At 42.7% G+C, this 19853-nt stretch carries 15 protein-coding genes; 5 read left to right on the top strand and 10 right to left on the bottom strand.

Annotation, left to right across the window (positions count from 1 at the left end):
- Window positions 1–101: 101 nt before the first annotated feature.
- Window positions 102–1502, bottom strand: coding sequence for an aminotransferase (locus tag A7P55_RS11355; RefSeq protein WP_004808078.1), 1401 nt, complete (start codon window positions 1500–1502; stop codon window positions 102–104).
- A 76-nt stretch (window positions 1503–1578) separates the two neighbouring features.
- Entirely contained in the window at window positions 1579–2838 is a 1260-nt protein-coding gene (locus tag A7P55_RS11350) for a Zn-dependent hydrolase (RefSeq protein ID WP_171552162.1), read from the bottom strand.
- Between the two features lie 567 nt (window positions 2839–3405).
- Between A7P55_RS11350 and A7P55_RS11345 the strand changes: the two genes are divergently transcribed.
- Complete coding sequence (locus tag A7P55_RS11345; protein ID WP_252727853.1) at window positions 3406–4764, top strand: hypothetical protein; 1359 nt, start codon at window positions 3406–3408, stop codon at window positions 4762–4764.
- A gap of 4 nt (window positions 4765–4768) precedes the next feature.
- Window positions 4769–5146, top strand: coding sequence for a hypothetical protein (locus A7P55_RS11340; protein WP_228129633.1), 378 nt, complete (start codon window positions 4769–4771; stop codon window positions 5144–5146).
- A 240-nt stretch (window positions 5147–5386) separates the two neighbouring features.
- Here the strand turns inward: A7P55_RS11340 and A7P55_RS11335 are convergent, their stop codons facing one another.
- From A7P55_RS11335 to A7P55_RS11320, 4 genes are all read right to left on the bottom strand, one after another.
- Complete coding sequence (locus A7P55_RS11335; RefSeq protein ID WP_171552161.1) at window positions 5387–6142, bottom strand: TorF family putative porin; 756 nt, start codon at window positions 6140–6142, stop codon at window positions 5387–5389.
- Window positions 6143–6335: 193 nt separating this feature from the next.
- Complete coding sequence (locus A7P55_RS11330; protein WP_171552160.1) at window positions 6336–8051, bottom strand: amidohydrolase; 1716 nt, start codon at window positions 8049–8051, stop codon at window positions 6336–6338.
- Window positions 8052–8299: 248 nt separating this feature from the next.
- The gene (locus tag A7P55_RS11325) at window positions 8300–9748 is read right to left on the bottom strand and encodes an NAD-dependent succinate-semialdehyde dehydrogenase (protein ID WP_171552159.1); all 1449 of its coding nucleotides are present in this window, start codon (window positions 9746–9748) and stop codon (window positions 8300–8302) included.
- Entirely contained in the window at window positions 9745–11055 is a 1311-nt protein-coding gene (locus A7P55_RS11320) for a 4-aminobutyrate--2-oxoglutarate transaminase (protein ID WP_171552158.1), read from the bottom strand. The genes A7P55_RS11325 and A7P55_RS11320 overlap by 4 nt, the downstream gene beginning before the upstream one ends.
- Window positions 11056–11216: 161 nt before the next feature.
- Between A7P55_RS11320 and A7P55_RS11315 the strand changes: the two genes are divergently transcribed.
- Window positions 11217–12725 carry a PLP-dependent aminotransferase family protein gene (locus A7P55_RS11315; RefSeq protein ID WP_171552157.1) on the top strand — a complete coding sequence of 503 codons (1509 nt, stop codon included), beginning with the start codon at window positions 11217–11219 and terminating at the stop codon, window positions 12723–12725.
- 90 nt (window positions 12726–12815) lie between these two features.
- On the opposite strand, the gene A7P55_RS11310 is transcribed toward A7P55_RS11315, so the two are convergent.
- Complete coding sequence (locus A7P55_RS11310) at window positions 12816–13283, bottom strand: Lrp/AsnC family transcriptional regulator (protein ID WP_171552156.1); 468 nt, start codon at window positions 13281–13283, stop codon at window positions 12816–12818.
- 120 nt (window positions 13284–13403) lie between these two features.
- Here A7P55_RS11310 and A7P55_RS11305 point away from each other — a divergent pair, with 120 nt between their 5' ends.
- Window positions 13404–14264, top strand: coding sequence for an EamA family transporter (locus A7P55_RS11305; RefSeq protein ID WP_171552260.1), 861 nt, complete (start codon window positions 13404–13406; stop codon window positions 14262–14264).
- A 33-nt stretch (window positions 14265–14297) separates the two neighbouring features.
- Here A7P55_RS11305 and A7P55_RS11300 read toward each other — a convergent pair whose 3' ends face one another.
- The 3 genes from A7P55_RS11300 to A7P55_RS11290 form a co-directional block, all read right to left on the bottom strand.
- Complete coding sequence (locus A7P55_RS11300) at window positions 14298–15689, bottom strand: amino acid permease (protein ID WP_171552155.1); 1392 nt, start codon at window positions 15687–15689, stop codon at window positions 14298–14300.
- Window positions 15690–15787: 98 nt separating this feature from the next.
- Window positions 15788–17350 (bottom strand): CoA-acylating methylmalonate-semialdehyde dehydrogenase, encoded by a 1563-nt coding sequence (locus tag A7P55_RS11295; RefSeq protein WP_171552154.1) that lies wholly within the window; start codon window positions 17348–17350, stop codon window positions 15788–15790.
- Between the two features lie 61 nt (window positions 17351–17411).
- The gene (locus A7P55_RS11290; protein ID WP_171552153.1) at window positions 17412–18794 is read right to left on the bottom strand and encodes an aminotransferase class III-fold pyridoxal phosphate-dependent enzyme; all 1383 of its coding nucleotides are present in this window, start codon (window positions 18792–18794) and stop codon (window positions 17412–17414) included.
- Window positions 18795–18890: 96 nt separating this feature from the next.
- Here A7P55_RS11290 and A7P55_RS11285 point away from each other — a divergent pair, with 96 nt between their 5' ends.
- Window positions 18891–19838: a LysR family transcriptional regulator gene (locus A7P55_RS11285; protein WP_171552152.1), complete on the top strand. Its 948-nt coding sequence runs from the start codon at window positions 18891–18893 to the stop codon at window positions 19836–19838.
- Window positions 19839–19853 lie beyond the last annotated feature (15 nt).

The raw sequence follows: 19853 nt of genomic DNA, 5'->3' as shown, positions 1-19853 counted from the left end.
CCATGTCTTTTATTTCACCTCACCCTATTTTTAGGTTGAGACTTTCAACTCACCCCTAAGGGCAAGTTGAAGCGATAGGAAATAAACAATGATCTTTCAGTTTATAAATGCCCTTCGGCTTTCAGTTCTTGAATGGTGTTTTGAATTGCATGACGTAAAGTCTTCACGGCAAAATCAACTTGCTCACGGGTCAAGATCAGTGGTGGAGACAACACATTCATGTGACCAACCGGACGCACGATCAGTCCTAATTTTTGACAATGATTGGCAATACGTTTTCCAACACCCACTGAGCGATCAAATAGCTCTTTGGTTTGTTTATTACGTAAGTTTTCAATACACATCATGAACTTTTTGCCGCGCACTTCACCGACAATTTCAAGATCAGCCAAGGTTTTTAACTGTTCTTCGAAATAAGCGCCCATGTCTTGCACATGCTCGCAAATATTTTCTTTTTCAATGATTTCAATATTTTTCAGTGCAGCAACACAGCTCACAGGATGACCTGAATAAGTGAAGCCATGAGTTAACAAACCACCTTCATGATGTGGCTTACTGATCGCATCATAAATCTCATCAGAGATAATAGTCGCGCCTAAAGGTAAGTAACCTGAAGAAAGACCTTTGGCACAGGTAATGATGTCTGGAACGATGCCAAATACCGCCTCTGAAGCAAACATATGCCCCAAACGACCAAATGCAGTCACCACTTCATCAGACACATACAACACGTTGTACTTCTTACACACGGCTAAGGTCTTGGCATGGTAACCTTCAGGTGGAACAATCACACCGCCTGCACCCATAATCGGCTCAGCAAAGAATGCTGCAACGTTATCTGGGCCTAACTCCAAAATCGTATCTTCCAGTTCCTGCACTTTTTCATTACAGAAATCTTCCATCGATTGAGATTCAGGCTTACGATACGGGTTCGGGCATGACACATGATGAACCAGTTGATTGTGGATTTCGAATCCCACATGATCCGCTTCAATCCCAGTCAACGTCATACTGATATAAGTACTGCCGTGATACGCATCTTTACGTGCAATCAGCTTTTTCTTAGATGGCTTGCCAATTTGATAAAAATAATGATGAATCAAACGCACAGCGGTATCATTGGCAACCGAACCACCACAACCATAGAACACATGGTTTAAGTTACCCGGTGCTAACTCTGCCAGTTTGGCCGCCAACTTTGCTGCTGGTGCAGTGGTTTGATGTCCAAATGGAGAGTAATAAGGCAATTGCATAATTTGCTCAGCAACCGCATCTGCAATTTCTTTACGTCCATAGCCGACATTGACACACCATAAGCCACCGATACCATCTAGATATTTATTGCCATGTGCATCATAAACATAGACATTTTCACCTTTAGACATAATTAAAGAACCTTCGTCTTTAAATGTCGAAAAATCGGTCCATGGGTGAATTACATGGTCTTTATCTTTTTGCCAGATATCTTGAATATCAATTTCTACTGGTAATTTAGAGTTCATCGTTGTCCGTCCTCAATATTCGCAGTACTTCTGTTAGAAGTCTGCATTTCCTACATTTTGCTCTTGGCTATAATCGTTAAATAGTTGCTGCATGCGCTGATGAATCTTGCGCAGCATGTTGTTTGTCGTAATTTAGAATGGCATTCAGCAATACATCGGCACCTTGTGCAGCGTCATTCGCATAAATGTCTTCTGCTTCGTTATGGCTCAGCCCATTGATACATGGAATAAAAATCATGGTGGTTGGGCAGTGTTTGGCAATATTAATTGCATCATGGCCTGCACCACTGACGATGGTCTGATTGCTATATCCCAAGTTGTCCACCGCATCTTGTACGGTTGCAACACAAGTGCGATCAAAATAAGTCGCTGGGCTTAACCAATGTTGTGAAATAGTGATCTCTAAATCTCGTTGTGCTGCGAGTGAATGCAATAGTTTGTGCGTTGCTTGTTCCATCGCTTTGAGCTGGGCATCATCAGGATTGCGTAAGTCAATGGTCCACTGAATCTGACCAGGAATGGTATTACGTGATGAATTCGCCACTTGTATTTCACCAAAAGTCACCAGACCTTCAGGGAATTGCTCCAAAATACATTGCTCTAAAGCCACAATCATTTCAGCCGTACCGACCATGGTGTCTTTCCGCAGATTCATTGGCGTGGTGCCTGCGTGTGCTGCTCGACCTTTGGTTTCAACATCTAACCAGAGAATCGCTTGTCCACCCGTCACCACACCAATCGAAATCTCATTTTTTTCCAGTACTGGGCCTTGCTCGATATGGGCTTCGTAATAGGCTTGGAATGGACGAGCCAGTGGGTAATTACCAAGTTGACCTGTACGCACCAGTTCCGCAAAAACGGAAACACCTTGCTTATCTGTGCTGTCATAAATTTGTTGCTTGGGAATAACACCCGCGAAAGCCGCAGAACCCATCATCGCTGGGGTAAAACGTGCACCCTCTTCATTCATCCAAACTACAAGTTCAAGTGGATGTTCCGTAGTTATTTTTTCTTCAGCTAAACGCTGTAAAACTTCCATGCCTGCCAGCACGCCATAAATTCCATCAAAGCGACCGCCTTTAGGTTGTGTATCGAGATGACTCCCCATCACAATCGGTAACGCACTTTCATTTCGACCTGCACGGCGTAAAATCAGATTTCCGACTTCATCATAATGAACGGAAAGATTGATTTTGTCTGCCCATTCCAGCAATAAAGCTCGACCTGCAATATCTTCATCACTGAGTGCTAAACGGGTATTGCCACCCTGATCAGTAACACCAATTTTTGCCATTTCCATGAGCATTTGCCATAATCGCTCTGCATTCACTCTCATTGTTTTGCACATCCCTTTTAAATATCTTTAGAGTCGCCTTAGCATCCACTTTGATAAATAATTCAAGAAAAGACGAGTACCAATTTCAGCACTGCTTTAGGAACCAATTTCACAGCGACTCAGAAAAACTTTAAAAAGCATTATTTTTCAATTAAATAAACAACACAAAAAAGGATAAAATTATATTTTTTAAAGTGCTCAATTGCCTATTATTAAACCACTGTAAATCAGCTTGAAATTTGAATTGGCTCCCACCCTTATTTTTCTGTTTTATAGGTAAAACATGCTGGTCTCATTGGGCGAAAATATGATCAGCTTTTTAAACAATTAAAACCGTATCAAATGTTTAATTACACAATAAAACAATTCTTTTAAAAGCCTATTTTTTATAAAAACATCAAAACCTTGAATAAAATTATGATAAACAATCTAAATATCGAAGATTAAAATCAGAAAAAATCATATGCTAGTTTCAAATCTCAAAACAATTATAGTGAGATAACAATGAGATTTAAGTACAAGGAATTGAGATTTAATAAACGATTAAGCAGCCTCTTGATTATCTTTATGTCCACCCATACACTCGCAGCAGATAATATTGCAAAACCAGTAATGAATGTCGCAGAGACCTTAGCGTTTGATGCAAAATATTATGCAGCATCTTATGGCGTCACCTTAGATGAGGCGATGCGAAGATTATTAATTATGCATGATACAAATAATCAAGTCGCCAGTTTAAATGATCAATATAAAAGTGTTCTTTCAGGCATTTATTTTGATAATGGTTCAGACTTTGGTTTAAAAATAAATGTTGTAGGTAACAACCATGCTCAACAGATTTTTAAATTAGAAAGAAAACCTGATAGCAGCATCAAACTTTTAAAAAATGAAAATGTTCAAGAGCGTATCCAAGTTAGGAAACTCGCCAATTTAACTGAAACTGAAGTTGAGTCGGCATATAGAGCCATTGAACGTGGTGTAAGTGCACCGATTAGCTTGATTCAAGGAGCTACAAATACCAAGCAACAACGCGTCAATCAACTTAAACAATCATTTTCAGCCATTAAACAAGCCTATCCAACCGTCGAAATGATTGTGGATGATGAGCAAAATGCAAAAGCCTTAATCTATGTAAAATCCTTAAAACAAATCGATCAACTGGCCCTAGAAAAATTACTTAATATGCAAGTGGAATTATCTGAAATTCCAACAGGGATTCAACCGACTAAAACCCGTGGTGGTTCTTGGTTAGTCAATAATTCTGGCAGCAATCATTGTATGACAGGCTTTACAGCAAAAAGAAACTCAACAGGTGAACTCGGTGTAATTACAGCTGGTCACTGTATTAATTCATCAACTCCTTTAAATTATAAAGACAAAGATGGAACTCAATATGCAATTTCACCAGTTACAGGTATGTATCGTAATGATACTGCAATGGATCTTGCCTTTATGAAAGCAGGTTCAACCACAGCCCAACAGGCTGTACCAGAATTTTACGCCGATACAACATCACCTGCCCGTGCTTTAACAGGCAAACGCAATAGAACCAGTACAGTAGTAAAAAGTGGAACAGTAAAGGGATCTTATGTTTGTCACCTTGGACAAACTTCACCAACAAATTCAGCATTGATACAAAGCTGTGGTGAGGTAATATCAATTACAGGAGCAAATCATAACGGTGGTAACACCTATATAGTCGTTAGCAATACTCAAAGTGGAGCAGGCACTAACCATACATCAGGCTTAGGTACTTTGCGTTGCGTACGTGGAGATAGTGGTGGTCCATGGTTTGCATTAAATACAGCTTTTGGTATTCAGTCCTCATGCTCATGGAAAGATAGCGGTGAAACCATCACAAATACCGTTGTTTATACCAGTGTGGGTTATCTGAACGATCTAGGAGCACAACTTGTCTATCAATAAAACACTGTTCATACTTGCCACTGTCGGGCTACTTGTCGCATGTCAACGGCAACTACCCTCTGAGCAGGAAAAAAATGAATCCTTAAATGCTGTAAAAATACCGAGTTATTCATCCAATGGACTCTCTGCCTCTGCACGGTTAAAAGGACCTTTACAACTCAAAGGTAACTGTCTCTATGTGAATGATACGCTCATTATTTTTCCCGATCAGTCTGCACAGTGGGATGATCAAAATCACACTTTAACTTATAAAGGTAAAAAAATTACCTTAGGTGAAGAGTTAGATATTGCTGGTGGCTTTGGCCAACTTGGAGCAGAGACCCGACCAGTTAAAAACTTGAGCTCTTTATGTGATCAACAATCTCTTTGGTTTGCTGGCTAATATGATCCAGAACTAGACATTTAAACTATTTTACTAAGTTAGAGTCTACTTCCTTGTTCCAAATTTAAAAAAAGCCCTCATCGAAATGATGGAGGCTTTTTCTTTGCCATAAGTTCATTATATAAAATAAACATGCAATATTTGGCTTTCAACAAGCTCAATCAATTGCAGACTGAGTATGTCTTAGCCATTTTTATAAAATGGCTAGCTTGGAATCAACGATAAGACTGATTGCAATAATTAGAATGTTCTAGTCAAGCTAAACACCACAGTTGAATCGGCATTTTTCAAGGCCTTATTCACATTGGCATCGGCATAATACAGATCAAAAATAAAATCCTGATAGTTAAAATCGACGCCTACTTTATAATCATAAAAATGTTTCTTTTCATCAGTCGCCCACAATAATTCATAAGCCTCGTTACTTGAGAACTGGTTATAGGCAGCCTGTGCATAAGCATGCCATTGGTCAGCGACAGGATAGCGATAACCGACCTCATAACGCAGCATCTTCCCTGTTTCTAGAGTGTAGTCTGGTGAATAATAAAATGAGAGATTCAGTTGATCTTGTTGATTCAATAACCCTGATGCAAACAACCCAATTGAATACTCCTCAAAGTCGACCCGTGGTAAGGTTTTATCTTCACCGGGGTAATTGACATCCAAATATTGTAGATTCAACTTTAAGTGATCATTGAATTGGTAATCATAGCCAAGGTAATAGTCGAACTCGATACTGCTACCGATATCGAGTTGTATATTCGAGGCAAAAAGCTGTGCGTATAAACCTGAATCATGATCTGCTCTTAAGGTCCCCTGAACGGCAGGCTTACCCTGCGTCTGGGTTGTGCCGCGCCAGTAGTATTCCGTTAGAAATGCCAGCGAACCACTCACAGCAAACTGATCTTTAAATGCTTTCGTTTCTGCGGCTTGCACATTGATTGTTGAAAATATTGCCGATGTCGAAATCGCTAACATCACTGTATTTTTTATCATTCACTTATTCCATTAGTACATGATTATTCTTGAATTTTCATTGTCTTTAATTTTGAAATAAAACCGAGAACCAATTTAAATAAAAATATAGGAACCATTTTTTTTTAAGCAAAATGCGTTTAGTCATGATTTAAAATCAAGTGGCTAAAAATAAAAAAAAGCCCGCAGGCTTTTTCTTATTTCACTCAATTTATTATTTACTGTTCAGCTTGCCGTCATAAACTTTTTCACCTGCAAACCAAGTTTGAGCCACTTTCCAATCCTTAATATCTTTATTTAATGGCGTTTGCAAAGCCCCTTGTAAAACCACAAAATCAGCCCATTTCCCTACACTAATGCTGCCAATTTCGTTGCCCCAACCTGCAACATTGGCGGGTGCTTGAGTATAGGCATACAAGGCTTCATCTAAACTCAAGGCATTATCGCTATAACGGGTCTTGCCGTTATATTCGCGGAACACGACATCACTTAACTGTAGCATTGGATTTTCAGGGGCCGTTGGCCAGTCGCTGCCCAACACCATCGACGCACCACTACTCAATAACAACTGCCAAGCATAGCTATACGGCATTCGTGCTTCACCGAGACGCGACTCCTGATAATTACCAGCAATCGCATGGTCTGGCTGCATGGAAGCGACAACGCCTAATTCAGCAAAGCGAGGAATTGCCGTTTTAGTGGTGACTTCAATATGTTCAATCCGATTCAGCAGTTGGCGATGTTTCGGGCTGTTTTCAATTGCATTCAATGCCATATCGACACTTTTATCCCCAATGGCATGGATCGCCACAGGAAAGCCCACGTCATTGGCATTTTTCACGATGTCATTCAATTTTGGCTGTGAGGTAATGGGCTCGATGTTGAAATGGTGTCGATCTGCATAAGGTTCATTCAGTGCAGCGGTATAGCTCATTAGCGTACCATCAACAAAATACTTCATATAACCAAAACGGAACTGTGGCCCTTTCTGCCACTGCTGCTCTTTTTGGATAAAATGTTGATTCAACTGATCCCGTTGTTTGGCATAGCTTTGCAGTTGTGCCAGCGTTGCCTGATCTTCCCCAGCCATTAATCCAAAACGAATCCGCATCGGCAACTGTTTCGGTGACTCAAGCAAAGCTGGATATACTGTAGCGAGCTCAGCCCACATATCATGCACGGAGGTGATTCCCAAGCTGTTAAAATGGGCAACGATTTTTTCAACCACGGGGATTGCCGCTTTGCCTGAGAGTAATGCTTTTGTATATTGCGGGCTTGCTAATACCAGCTGATTGGCTGCCGTTTCCTTAAAAATTCCTGTCGGCTCACCTGTTTGGGGATCTTTGACAATCTCACCACCTTCTGGTGCTTTTGTATTTTTATCAATCCCCAGCAATTGCATCGCCTTTGTATTGACCCACACAGTATGATAATCAATATCTTGCAACACCACAGGTCGATCAGGAACAATAGCATCCAGCTCCTGACGTGTTGGCATGCGATTGTCCTTCATCGCGCTGACATCCCAACGTCCACCGACCAACCACGCATCTTTGGCGAGTTCTTTATCGCGTTTGGCAATCAATTTAAACCATTCTTGTCGATCCGTGATACCAAACAAATCCACACCTTCCCACAGTTCTAAACCACCCAGTAGATGGGTATGTGCATCGGTCAAACCAGGAAGGACTGTTTTACCCTGTGCATCAATCACCTGCGTCTTTGGACTTGCCAAATTTTGGATAAATGCATTATTGCCAACGGCCAAAAACTTACCGTCTTTTACGGCAAAAGCTTGTGCTGTAGGCTTTGCTGGGTTTGAAGTGCGAATATCTGCATTCACCACAATCACATCTGCTTGCGGCATTTGTGCATGTACACTGAAAGCAATCATCGAAGCACTCACACACAACAACAGTTTCTTTTTCATAAGTCCTTTATTCCATTATCCATGATTATTTTTGTATTTTTATTGTCCGTACTTTTGCAATAAAACCGAGAACCAATTTGGCTGAAAACATAGGTACCATTTCAATAAAAACGTATATCGAGATGGAATGGATCTTTCCAGAATTAGTTAAAATTTTCCAAGTAAAAAGCACCTCATCTCTGAAGTGCTTTATGGATAAAAAGGTCTGAAGAAAGGAGTACGCTCGTTCAGACCATCAACCATTTACATTAAGAAATATCGACACACATATATTTCAGTTCCAGATATTCCTCAATCCCAAATTGTGAACCTTCACGCCCTAAGCCAGACTGTTTAATTCCACCAAAAGGTGCGACTTCATTAGAAATCAATCCTGTATTCACCCCGACCATCCCATATTGCAATGCTTCGCCTACGCGCCATTGGCGTGCCATGTCTTTGGTAAAGATATAACTCGCCAAGCCAAATTCGGTGTCATTGGCCATCGCAACGGCTTCAGCTTCATCATTGAAACGGAACAACGGTGCTAATGGACCAAAAGTTTCTTCTTTGGCAACTTTCATCTGCTGAGTGACATCTCTTAAGATGGTCGGTTCAAAGAAGGTTTTCCCCAATGCATGCGGCTGACCACCGACCACAATTGAAGCACCTTGACTCACCGCATCAGCAATATGGGATTGCACTTTCTCAACTGCATCTTGGTCAATCAATGGGCCTTGGGTTACACCTTCTTCACGCCCGTCACCAACACGAAGTTGCTGTTCAACTGCTATTTTTAAGCGCTCACAAATCGTGTCATAAATCCCAGCTTGCACATAGATCCGATTGGCACAGACACAGGTTTGACCACTGTTACGGAACTTGCTGACCATAATCCCTTGTACGGCACGCTCAACATCTGCATCATCAAAAATAATCACAGGCGCATTGCCACCCAGCTCTAAAGAAAGCTTTTTGATGGTGGGCGCACATTGTTTCATCAGAATACGACCGACATCGGTTGAACCGGTAAAGCTGAGTTTACGCACCGTATCACTGGCACATAGGGTTTGCCCGACCGCAACCGCATCACCACTGATTAAAATAAATAGATCAGCGGGTAAGCCTGCCTGCTCTGCCAGTACCCCTAAAGCATAAGCGGTTAATGGGGTTTGTTCCGCAGGTTTAACCAGCATCGAACACCCCACCGCCAAAGCAGGTGCAATTTTTCTGGTGATCATCGCTGCTGGGAAATTCCACGGCGTAATCGCTGCGGTGACCCCAATCGCTTGCTTAAGTACAATCAAGCGCTGTTCTGATTGAACAGGCGTTAATACTGAACCATCTACACGACGCGCCTGCTCTGCAAACCAACGAATAAATGAAGCCGCATAAGCAATTTCTCCACGCGCTTCCGCCAGTGACTTACCCTGTTCTGCCGTGAGAATCTGGGCTAAGCCTTCACGTTGCTGCAAGATCAACTGATGCCATGCCAACAAAATATCAGCACGCACCAAAGCAGTTTGCTGCTGCCACTGGGCTTGAGCAATGGCTGAACGTGCAATCGCAGCTTCAACCTCTGCTTGGTCAGAGGCTTTGACCCAAGCCAAAGCTTGTCCTGTCGCTGCATCGTCCACTACAAAATAATCTTCAGTTGGCGCTGCATCAAAACGAATATCTGGATGCTTTAATAGCGCCTGCAAGTTGATATCAATCATGCTTCAGCTCCTGCGAGCTTTTGCAGTGCAGGCTGTTGCGCTGCAATTGCATCTTGGATAATCACCAGCGCTTGATTGAACTGAACCACAGGAATCGTCAATGGATACAAGAAACGAATTACATTGCCATGCTTGCCACAGGTTAAAAGCAATAAGCCCTGATCCATCGCATATTGCTGAATGGCTTTCGCCACTTCTGGTTTCGGTTGACCCGTGACATGATCACCAAACTCAACCGCCACCATCGAACCCAATGCACGAATATCAATAATATCGTTTGAATATTTTTGTGCCGCTTTGAGCATGGTCACGAGTTCTTCACCCAAGCTATTGGCACGTTGACACAATTGCTCCTCTTCAATCACATCAATCACGGCATTGGCTGCAGCAATGGCAAGCGGGTTACCTGCATAAGTACCGCCTAAACCACCTGGATTCGGTGCATCCATTACTTCGGCACGACCAACCACACCCGACAGTGGGAAACCACCGCCTAAGCTCTTCGCCATGGTAATTAAATCGGCTTTAACTGGATAATGTTGCATGGCAAACAATTGGCCAGTACGGGCAAAACCGGTTTGCACTTCATCCGCAATTAAAAGAATGCCGTGCTCATCACAAATCTTGCGCAGTTGTTGCATAAATTCAACTGGTGCAACGTTGAATCCGCCCTCACCTTGGACAGGCTCGAGCACAATAGCTGCCACATCATGCGCCGCAATATCTTCACTAAAAATTTCTTCTAAGCTAATCAGTGCATCTTCAACACTGATTCCTTTAGACGCAACTGGATAACGGGCATGGAATACACCTGCTGTCATGACACCAAAGTCACGTTTATAAGGAGCTGTTTTGCCTGTCATCGCCATAGTCATAAACGTACGGCCGTGGAAACCGCCACCAAAAGTGATAATGCCATGACGGCCTGTTGCTGCTCGTGCAATCTTCACTGCGTTTTCAACCGCTTCTGCACCTGTAGTAAAAAACGCGGTTTTCGCAGGACCTTCAATCGGTGCACGGGCATTGATTCGCTCAGCCAAAGACACATAACTTTCATACGGTACAATTTGATACGCCGTATGGGTAAATTTATTCAGTTGCTCAGCAACAGCCGCAATGACTTTTGGATGGCGATGCCCCGTATTTAAAACGGCAATTCCACCAGCAAAATCAATATATTCGTTTCCTTCCGTGTCCCACAAAGTCGCATTGCACGCACGTTCGGCATACCATTGGCACATCACGCCAACCCCGCGTGGCGTTGCTTGCTGTTTACGAGCATTTATTGCAATATGCTTTGCATCCATTTTGTTACCTCTATACGACAAAACAATCATCTTTTTGGGCATTTAAATTGCTTCATGACCACATCTGGCTGAAGCAAGGTTAAAATGCTCTTTGGGTACTTAATGTGTACCTTTTATAAGGAATAGACGAGAGCCACTTTTGGACTAAAGGAGAGAGCCAATTGCGTACCCTGTTAGGAGACTACCTGTTACAGCATTTACAACAGGCCAGTGAAGGGACTTTACCCGCTCGGGTTTTTCATTGTTTAAGAGATGCCATTTTGGAAGGCATTCTTGCACCCAATACTCGTCTTCCAGCATCACGTGATTTGGCCAATGAATTGCACGTTTCACGTAATACTGTCCTCAATGCCTATGAGCAATTACGTGCTGAAGGTTATATTCAAGCTCATACTGGTCGAGGCACTTGGGTCTCAGAGACACTACCTGAAAGCTATATTCAGGTCAGCACAGCACCAAGCTATGCTGCTGCAAGCAAAGAAGATACAGCACGAACGCTTTCTCATCGTGGGGCAAGTTTGCTGCAACATGCCGCTGCATCCCCGTATCAGTGGGGTGCCTTTGTACCCGGTGCGCCTGATGTCACCGAATTTCCGCATGCCGAATTTAATCGGATCAAATCGCGTCTCAGTCGCCAGCCTGAAATTGCCAATTTGATCTACAGCAATGCTGGAGGATGTATGGAATTACGCCATGCATTGGCGGATTATTTGCGCATTGCCCGTTCAGTCAATTGTGAAACAGACCAGATTATTATTACCGAAGGCATCCATCAGGCGGTTGATCTGGTGTCACGGGCTTTATGTGATTTAAATGATCATGTCTGGATTGAAAATCCGGGCTATTGGGGTGCCAAGAATATTCTGCGTATCAACGGCCTCAATATTGTTCCGATGTCTGTCGATGCCGAAGGCATTATTCCAGAAGAACATTCGTCTACCCCACCTCGCCTAATCTTCGTCACCCCGTCTCATCAATACCCTTTAGGTTCTCATCTCAGTTTACCTAGACGCAGAAAATTGCTGGATTTGGCTAAACAGCACGGCAGCTGGATTATTGAAGATGACTACGACAGTGAGTTCCGTTTTTCAGGTCAGCCTTATCCTTCATTACAGGGTTTAGAAGAAAATCCACCGGTCATTTATATTGGAACATTTAGTAAAACCATTTATCCCGCCTTGCGCATTGGCTATATGGTGGTTCCAAAACAATTGGTACAGCCCTTACGAACGATTTCGGCTGAACTGTATCGAGGCGGTCACTTACTTACTCAACGCGCCTTAGCCGAATTTATTCGTGAAGGACATTATGCAGCGCATATCCGACGGATGCGCCTACTGTATAGTAAAAGACGTAAATTTCTGATTGAACTGATTCACCGTTATCTGGGCGATGTGTTTGTCCATGAATTTAATCATGATGCGGGGCTGCATCTGGTACTCAAATTACCTGATCACGCCAATGATGTTGAAATATCTGCACTCGCACTTTCGCGCGGGGTCAATGTTCGCCCATTGTCACAATATTATTCAGGTGTCGATACCCCAATTCAATCGGGCCTATTGCTTGGATTTGCCTGTGTTCAGGAACAGGATATGACTTTTGCTTTTAGTATTTTACGTCAATGTCTGATTGAAAACGGTCTTGAGCTGTTCCCCCAGAGCCGTTGATTAGAGCAGAATAACACTTGGTTTAGGGCGTACGTCTTTTCTTGAGCCATCGCTAAACCAAGTGAAGCTTATTCATTGATATATTCCAAACTAAAAGCAAAGATCTAAACTGACTTTGACCCGATCTAAAACGATTAAAGTCCGATAGGTTTTGACATCTTGATTATCTGCAAAATGCTTTCTCACCAAAGCTTCAAAATGCGATAAATTATTTGAAATCATAATGATGATAAAAGATACCCCACCATTGACGAAATAGCATTGCTGAATTTCATCCACTGTTGCAAAGTATTGTTTAGCCCGATCCATCACCACAGAACGATCTTCAGCAAGACGCACTTCAATAATCGAAGTCACCTTTTCTCCAAATCGCTTTGGATTCAGTACTGCACAATTTTTTTCGATAATGGATTCCTGTTCCATTCGAACAATACGCCGTTGTATCGATGCTTGAGACAGCCCGATCTGCTCCGAAATCTGCCGATGTGAAATTTTATTGTCCTGCTGCAATATTCTTAAAATTGCATAATCAAAATGATCAAGTGATAGCTCAGCCATGAATTAATTCCTCATATTTTTCCAATAATAGAGTGAATCACTCCTTCAGCTCAATCAATTAGCACGATTTAATCATCGTTCTAGAATTAAAATCTCATGATCACTCTATGGGTCATCGATATGCATGCTTCTGCTCAAAATAAACAAGAACTGGCCTTGGCTGCAGCATGTCTATCACTTGCATCAGTACAAATTGGGGCTGCGATTGCGAAAACCCTATTTCCCATCTTTGGCGCTGAAGGGGTTGCCCTGATTCGTTTAAGTTTTTCAGCGCTGTTGCTCTGGATGATCTTCAAACCTTGGCGCAGCTTTCCTCCTCAAATGGAATGGAAGAATCTGATCATTTATGGACTGATTCTGAGTCTCATGAATCTTTTGATCTATAAGTCCTTTTCCCATTTGTCGATTGGCATTGCCATTTCAATTGAAGTCTTGGGTCCACTCACCGTTGCCATTGTCATGTCAAAACAGAAACAGGATTTACTCTGGGGCGTCTTGTCATTTATCGGTCTGATGTTATTACCTTTGGGCAGTGGCAATCAGCATTTTAGTTATATCGGCATGTTTTATGCGCTTGCCGCAGCATTATGTTGGGGCTTATATATCATTTTCGGTACGAAAGTCGCAAAAGGCGGCAGCAATACAGTAGCGATTGGCATGTTGGTGGCAACTCTATTTGCACTACCCTTTGGTATTTCTGATCTGAATCAGCTATTTCATTCTTATTGGATTTTACTGCTCTGTGTTTTGGTATCGCTGCTTTCCAGTACCATTCCGTTCTTACTGGATATCTTTGCCATGAAAAAACTCGAACCGAAAGTATTTGGAATTTTACTGAGCGCCTCTCCTGCGGTCAGTGCCCTTGCAGGTTGGTTGATCTTAAAAGAACACCTCAATCTATATCAAATCACGGGCATTGCCATCATCATGCTCTCATGCGCGGGCTGCTCCTATTTTTCCTATAAAAGTAATAAGACCTAAACTTCAAAGCATAGGCCTTATGATGATGTTTGATCAGTCTAGATGTAGTGCGACTGTTCGATTACTTTTCTTCTTTCGGGTCACGATCAGTCCACAGATCACGACAATGAAGGTGACACTTAAAGATAAAGTGGTTTCATAGCTATATTGAGGTGACAGGAACATATAGCCCAGCACGCTCATGATCACCACAATCACAAACCAAGTCAGCCACGGAAATAACCACATTTTAAAAGGCACAGCAGCCCCAACTTTATCTAATTGAATGCGCAAACGGAGTTGTGATACTGCAATCACCAAGTAAACCACCAATGCAATCGAACCGGTGGTTGACAATAAAAATCCAAATACCTGTCCAGGAAATAAGTAATTCACCGCACAACAAATCAATCCGATCAAAGTCGATGCAAATACTGCGATGGTTGGCACACCTGCGGCATTAATTTTCGTGACCATTTTTGGTGCTTCTTGACGGGCACCTAAAGCAAATAGCATGCGTGAAGAGGTATAAACAGCCGCATTCATGCAACTCGCCACTGCAATAAATACTACAGTGTCCATAATTAACTTGGTTTGAGGAATATTCAGACTGACCAAGACATACTGAAAAGTACCCAATTTTTGTAAATCAGGTGAACGCCAATCCACCAAGGCAACCGCCAGAAAAATTGAAACCACGAAGAATAAGATAATCCGATACAGGACTAAATTGGTTGCCCGTTTGATTTTCTCTTCAGGATTTTTAGACTCTGCCGCAGCAATCGAAAGAATTTCAATGCCAAAGAAGGAAAATGCCGAGATCAAAATCGCAGACAGAACACCGCCCATACCATGTGGCATAAAGCCGCCATTGGAAAAGAGATTGCCTACACCGCTGACATCTTTGGCTAAAGGCCACAGTCCAAACACGGCTGATGCACCAATCACAATAAACACGAGAATCGCAATCACTTTAATCAGCGCAAACCAAAACTCAAACTCACCAAAACTTTTGGTACTAAAGAAGTTGGCCAAACTGAGTAAGATAATAAATGCAAAAGCGTAAATGGCACTGGATACCTGTGGAAACCAAGCATGTAAAATTTCGGCGCCTGCAATGGCTTCAATTGGGATCACCAACACCCAAAACCACCAATACAGCCACCCTACGCTAAAACCAGCCCAAGGGCCGATTGCTTTGCGTGCATAAGTTGAAAATGAACCTGTATCTGGTTGCGCTACGGCCATCTCACCGAGCATGCGCATCACCAGAAAAACCAGAATACTGGTAATAATATAAGCCAATACCGCAGCGGGACCTGCTTTGGCAATTGCCGCAGATGAACCGACAAATAAACCTGCACCAATAACACCACCAATACTGATCATCGTGACATGGCGATTCGAAAGTCCTTCACCTAATTTTGTTGTTTTATCACTATTCATATTTTATTCCTTAAAAATACTTATCAAACCGTTAATTACATGTTTCAATTCCTACAAAAATAAAAAGGGAAAACCAACGGTCTTCCCTCCAACAAAAATTAATTTAAAGTTGGCATAGCAAATTGTTTCGCCTCACGAATCTGTGCAGATGGCCAACGTTGCGTGATAGTTTTACGTCGTGTATAAAAACGCACGCCATCTGGGCCATAGGCATACAGATCTCCAAACAGCGAACGTTTCCAGCCACCAAAACTGTGATAAGCAACCGGTACAGGTAATGGTACATTCACCCCAACCATGCCCACTTGGATATTATTGGTAAAATAACGCGCCGCCTCACCATCTCGGGTATAAATACAGGTGCCATTGCCATATTCATGATCATTGATCAGTTGCATAGCTTCTTGCATCGTTTCGACGCGAATCACCTGTAATACTGGCCCAAAAATTTCTTGTTGATAGCTGGTCATCTCGGCTGAGATTTGATCAACCAAGGTCGGTCCGACAAAGAATCCATGTTCATAACCGACGGCTTTGGCATCACGTCCATCCACCACAATTTTAGCACCTTGTTGCTCGGCGCTTTGGATATAGGCTTGTACCTTATCTTTATGTGCTTGCGAAATGAGCGGTCCAAAGTCATTACTGGCATCGGCATAATGTCCAAACTTCAATTGCTGCATCTCTTGTTTAAGCTTGGCAATCACCACATCAGCCACTTCATCGCCAATGGCCACCGCAACGGACAAGGCCATACAACGTTCACCCGATGAACCAAAGGCAGCACCCAGTAAAGAGGTCACCACATTATCAATATCCGCATCAGGCATAATGATGGCGTGGTTTTTTGCACCACCTAGTGCCTGACAGCGTTTGCCTGTCGAGGTCGCTGTTCGATAAATATATTCCGCGATTGGTGTTGAACCGACGAAACTGATGGCTTGAATTTTAGAATGATGTAGTAAGGCATCGACAGCTTCTTTGTCGCCATTGACCACATTAAACACCCCATCGGGCAAGCCCGCCTGTTTAAGTAATTCAGCTAAATAGAGTGCCGCTGAAGGCGCCTTCTCAGAGGGTTTTAAAATAAAGCAATTACCACACACAATCGCCATTGGGAACATCCACAACGGCACCATTGCTGGGAAATTAAAAGGGGTAACGCCTGCAACCACACCTAAAGGTTGAAACTCACTCCAAGAATCAATATCTGGGCCAACATTTTTAGAATACTCGCCTTTTAAAAACTCAGGTGCACCACAGGCATATTCCACATTTTCAATGCCACGCTGTAATTCACCTTTGGCATCATGGCAAATCTTGCCATGCTCTTGCCCAATCAATTCACACAGGGTTTCAACATTTTCTTCAAGCAATTGTTTGAACTTAAACATCACCCGCGCCCGTTTGATCACCGGCGTATCGCGCCATGCAGGGAATGCCTGCTCTGCAATCTGCACCACTTGATTCACCAACTGTGTATCCGCCAAGGCAACTTCTTTGCTGATCTCACCAGTTGCAGGATTATAAACCGCTTGTTTTCGGTTGGACTTGGTGACCAAACCACCTTGGATAAAATGCCCAATCAAATGAGTGGCTGGTGTTTGAGCTGAATCCGTATCGCTGAACGCATTGGCATTAAAATGTTCTAAATTATTCATTTGTATTCCTTGTCTCTGTGTCTTATTTTCCATTTGCTTTTGGCAAGTCCCCACCCAAGCTTTATTTCACTTGATAAAGGGTTTCACCCACAGCATTGATCAACCTTGATAATTGCGCTTCGGTGCTATTGAACATTGGGCCAAACTGAATGGTGTCTCCGCCAAAACGCACATAGAAACCGGCTTTCCACAACTTCATACCAATTTCAAATCCACGAATGGTGGCATCTCCTTCACGCGGTGCCAGTTGTAACGCCCCAATCAAACCGCAATTGCGAATATCAATCACATTCGGTGCACCTTTTAATTCATGTATCAGTTTTTCAAAACTTGGGGCCAAAGCCGCAGATTGAGTAATCAAGTTCTGTTGTTCCAGTACATCTAAAGTGGCTAAAGCAGCAGCACAGCCAACGGGATGCCCTGAATAGGTATAACCGTGAGTAAACTCAACCGCATGTTCAGGCAAGTCTTGTTGCATAAAGGCATCATAAATTTCGTGGCTTGCGACAACGCCCCCTAATGGAATGGCACCATTGGTAATTTGTTTGGCAAATGTGAGTAAATCAGGCGTCACACCAAAATATTCAGCTGCGGTCCATGCACCCATTCGGCCAAAGCCCGTAATCACCTCATCAAAAATCAGCAGGATATTGTGTTGATCACAAATTTCTCTGAGACGTTTTAAATAACCTGTCGGTGGTACAATACAACCTGCCGAACCCGAAACAGGTTCAACGATCACGGCAGCGATATTGGATGCATCATGTAGCTCAATCAGTTTGAGCATTTCGTCTGCCAGCTCAATTCCACCTGTTTCAGCACAGCCTTTGCTAAAGCTTAGATGCGGTTGTAAGGTATGCGGTAAATGATCGACATCCATCAATTGACCAAACATTTTACGGTTGCCACCAATCCCGCCTAGGCTGGTGCCTGCCACGTTGACACCATGGTAGCCACGCGCCCGCCCAATCAGCTTGGTTTTGCTCGGTTGACCTTTAATCCGCCAATACGCCCGCGCCATTTTGATCGCAGTATCTGCTGACTCAGAACCCGAATCGGTAAAGAAAACATGCTGGAGTTTTTCAGGCATGTGCTGCACAATTTTTTCAGCCAATTGAAAAGACAATGGGTGTCCAAATTGGAAGGCTGGTGAATAATCCAGTTTTGCCAATTGGCGCGTTACTGCTTGCTGGATTTCAGGCAGGCTATGCCCTGCACCGCAGGTCCATAAACCTGACAGAGAGTCATAAATCTCACGTCCTGTACTGTCAATTAAAGATGAGCCTTTGGCCGCCACGATGATGCGTGGATCTTGATGAAAATTACGGTTGGCAGTAAACGGCATCCAATGTGCTTGGTAATTTAAGCGCATTGGGACTTCTGACGGACTGGCTTCCAATGCATCATCACGGTCATTTGCGGTGTCGATATCAAACATAATCACTCTTCTTGTTTTGGGGTTATTGTTGGAGTGTACAGCGCGATATAGTTTTGATAAATTCAAATTATCTTGAGTTTAGATATAAAAAAGCAAAACTAAATGAAACCGAAAAAATTAAATCAAGTGACTGATTTTGATATAAAACTTCTTAAAATTTTTAAAACGGTGTGTGACTGCCACAGCTTTAGCGCTGCGGAAAGTATGCTTGGCATCAGTCGTTCAGCAATTAGTCTGCACATGAGTGATCTAGAAAATCGGCTCGGAATTCGGTTATGCCAACGAGGTAGAGCAGGCTTCGCCCTGACCGATGAAGGCCGAGAAATTCTAGAATATATTGAAGTGTTGAATGCTTCGATTGAAGACTTTCGTGCCAAGATCAATCAAATGCATAATCAACTCAAAGGTGAGTTTAATATTGGGATTATTAATAACTTGGTCACCATGCCCAGTGCCTATATCACCAATACACTTGCTGTGCTGGCCGAAGAAAATACCGAAGTGCTGATTAATATCAGTATGAGCACATTGTCGGATATTGAATGTCGTGTCTTAGACAATCGCTTACATGCAGGTGCCATTCCCCTCGTCACCCCATTGTCTGGCTTAGATTATTTTGATTTATATAGCGAAAAGTCTTTGCTCTACTGCGGTAAAAATCACCCGCTGTTTCAACATTTAGGTGATATTCACACTGCGGATTTAAAAAACTGGCAAGCAGTATTACCCAATTATGCAACAACAGCAGAAGCGGCGAAATTGCACCAACTGCTTGATTGTTCGGCCACTGCCAGTGACCGTGAAGGCATCGCCTTTCTGATCTTAACAGGTAAGTTTCTGGGTTTTTTACCCGATCATTATGCAAAAAAATGGGTAGAAGATGGTTTTATGCAGCCTATTTTGCAGGACGTGATGCATTACAGTACCCCGATCTGCCTGATCACCCATAAAGGCAAAAACTACAATATGATTTTAAAAACCTTTATGGAAATCCTAAAAACCCGAATCATGCCATTGACTGAGGCAAAGACTGAAGACAAAAGTCGATGAACTGTGCTCATCGAC

It is taken from the genome of Acinetobacter sp. Ac_5812 (genome assembly GCF_013072695.1).
In the GTDB taxonomy this organism is placed as follows: domain Bacteria; phylum Pseudomonadota; class Gammaproteobacteria; order Pseudomonadales; family Moraxellaceae; genus Acinetobacter.
This window is presented reverse-complemented; position numbering and strand designations above follow the sequence as displayed.

Bases quoted from the DNA above. Each gene is read 5' to 3' on its own strand.
- A7P55_RS11355 (WP_004808078.1), bottom strand. From the start codon at position 1,502: ATGAACTCTAAATTACCAGTAGAAATTGATATTCAAGATATCTGGCAA.
- A7P55_RS11350 (WP_171552162.1), bottom strand. From the start codon at position 2,838: ATGAGAGTGAATGCAGAGCGATTATGGCAAATGCTCATGGAAATGGCA.
- A7P55_RS11345 (WP_252727853.1), top strand. From the start codon at position 3,406: ATGTCCACCCATACACTCGCAGCAGATAATATTGCAAAACCAGTAATG.
- A7P55_RS11335 (WP_171552161.1), bottom strand. From the start codon at position 6,142: ATGATAAAAAATACAGTGATGTTAGCGATTTCGACATCGGCAATATTT.
- A7P55_RS11330 (WP_171552160.1), bottom strand. From the start codon at position 8,051: ATGAAAAAGAAACTGTTGTTGTGTGTGAGTGCTTCGATGATTGCTTTC.
- A7P55_RS11325 (WP_171552159.1), bottom strand. From the start codon at position 9,748: ATGATTGATATCAACTTGCAGGCGCTATTAAAGCATCCAGATATTCGT.
- A7P55_RS11320 (WP_171552158.1), bottom strand. From the start codon at position 11,055: ATGGATGCAAAGCATATTGCAATAAATGCTCGTAAACAGCAAGCAACG.
- A7P55_RS11310 (WP_171552156.1), bottom strand. From the start codon at position 13,283: ATGGCTGAGCTATCACTTGATCATTTTGATTATGCAATTTTAAGAATA.
- A7P55_RS11305 (WP_171552260.1), top strand. From the start codon at position 13,404: ATGCATGCTTCTGCTCAAAATAAACAAGAACTGGCCTTGGCTGCAGCA.
- A7P55_RS11300 (WP_171552155.1), bottom strand. From the start codon at position 15,689: ATGAATAGTGATAAAACAACAAAATTAGGTGAAGGACTTTCGAATCGC.
- A7P55_RS11295 (WP_171552154.1), bottom strand. From the start codon at position 17,350: ATGAATAATTTAGAACATTTTAATGCCAATGCGTTCAGCGATACGGAT.
- A7P55_RS11285 (WP_171552152.1), top strand. From the start codon at position 18,891: ATGAAACCGAAAAAATTAAATCAAGTGACTGATTTTGATATAAAACTT.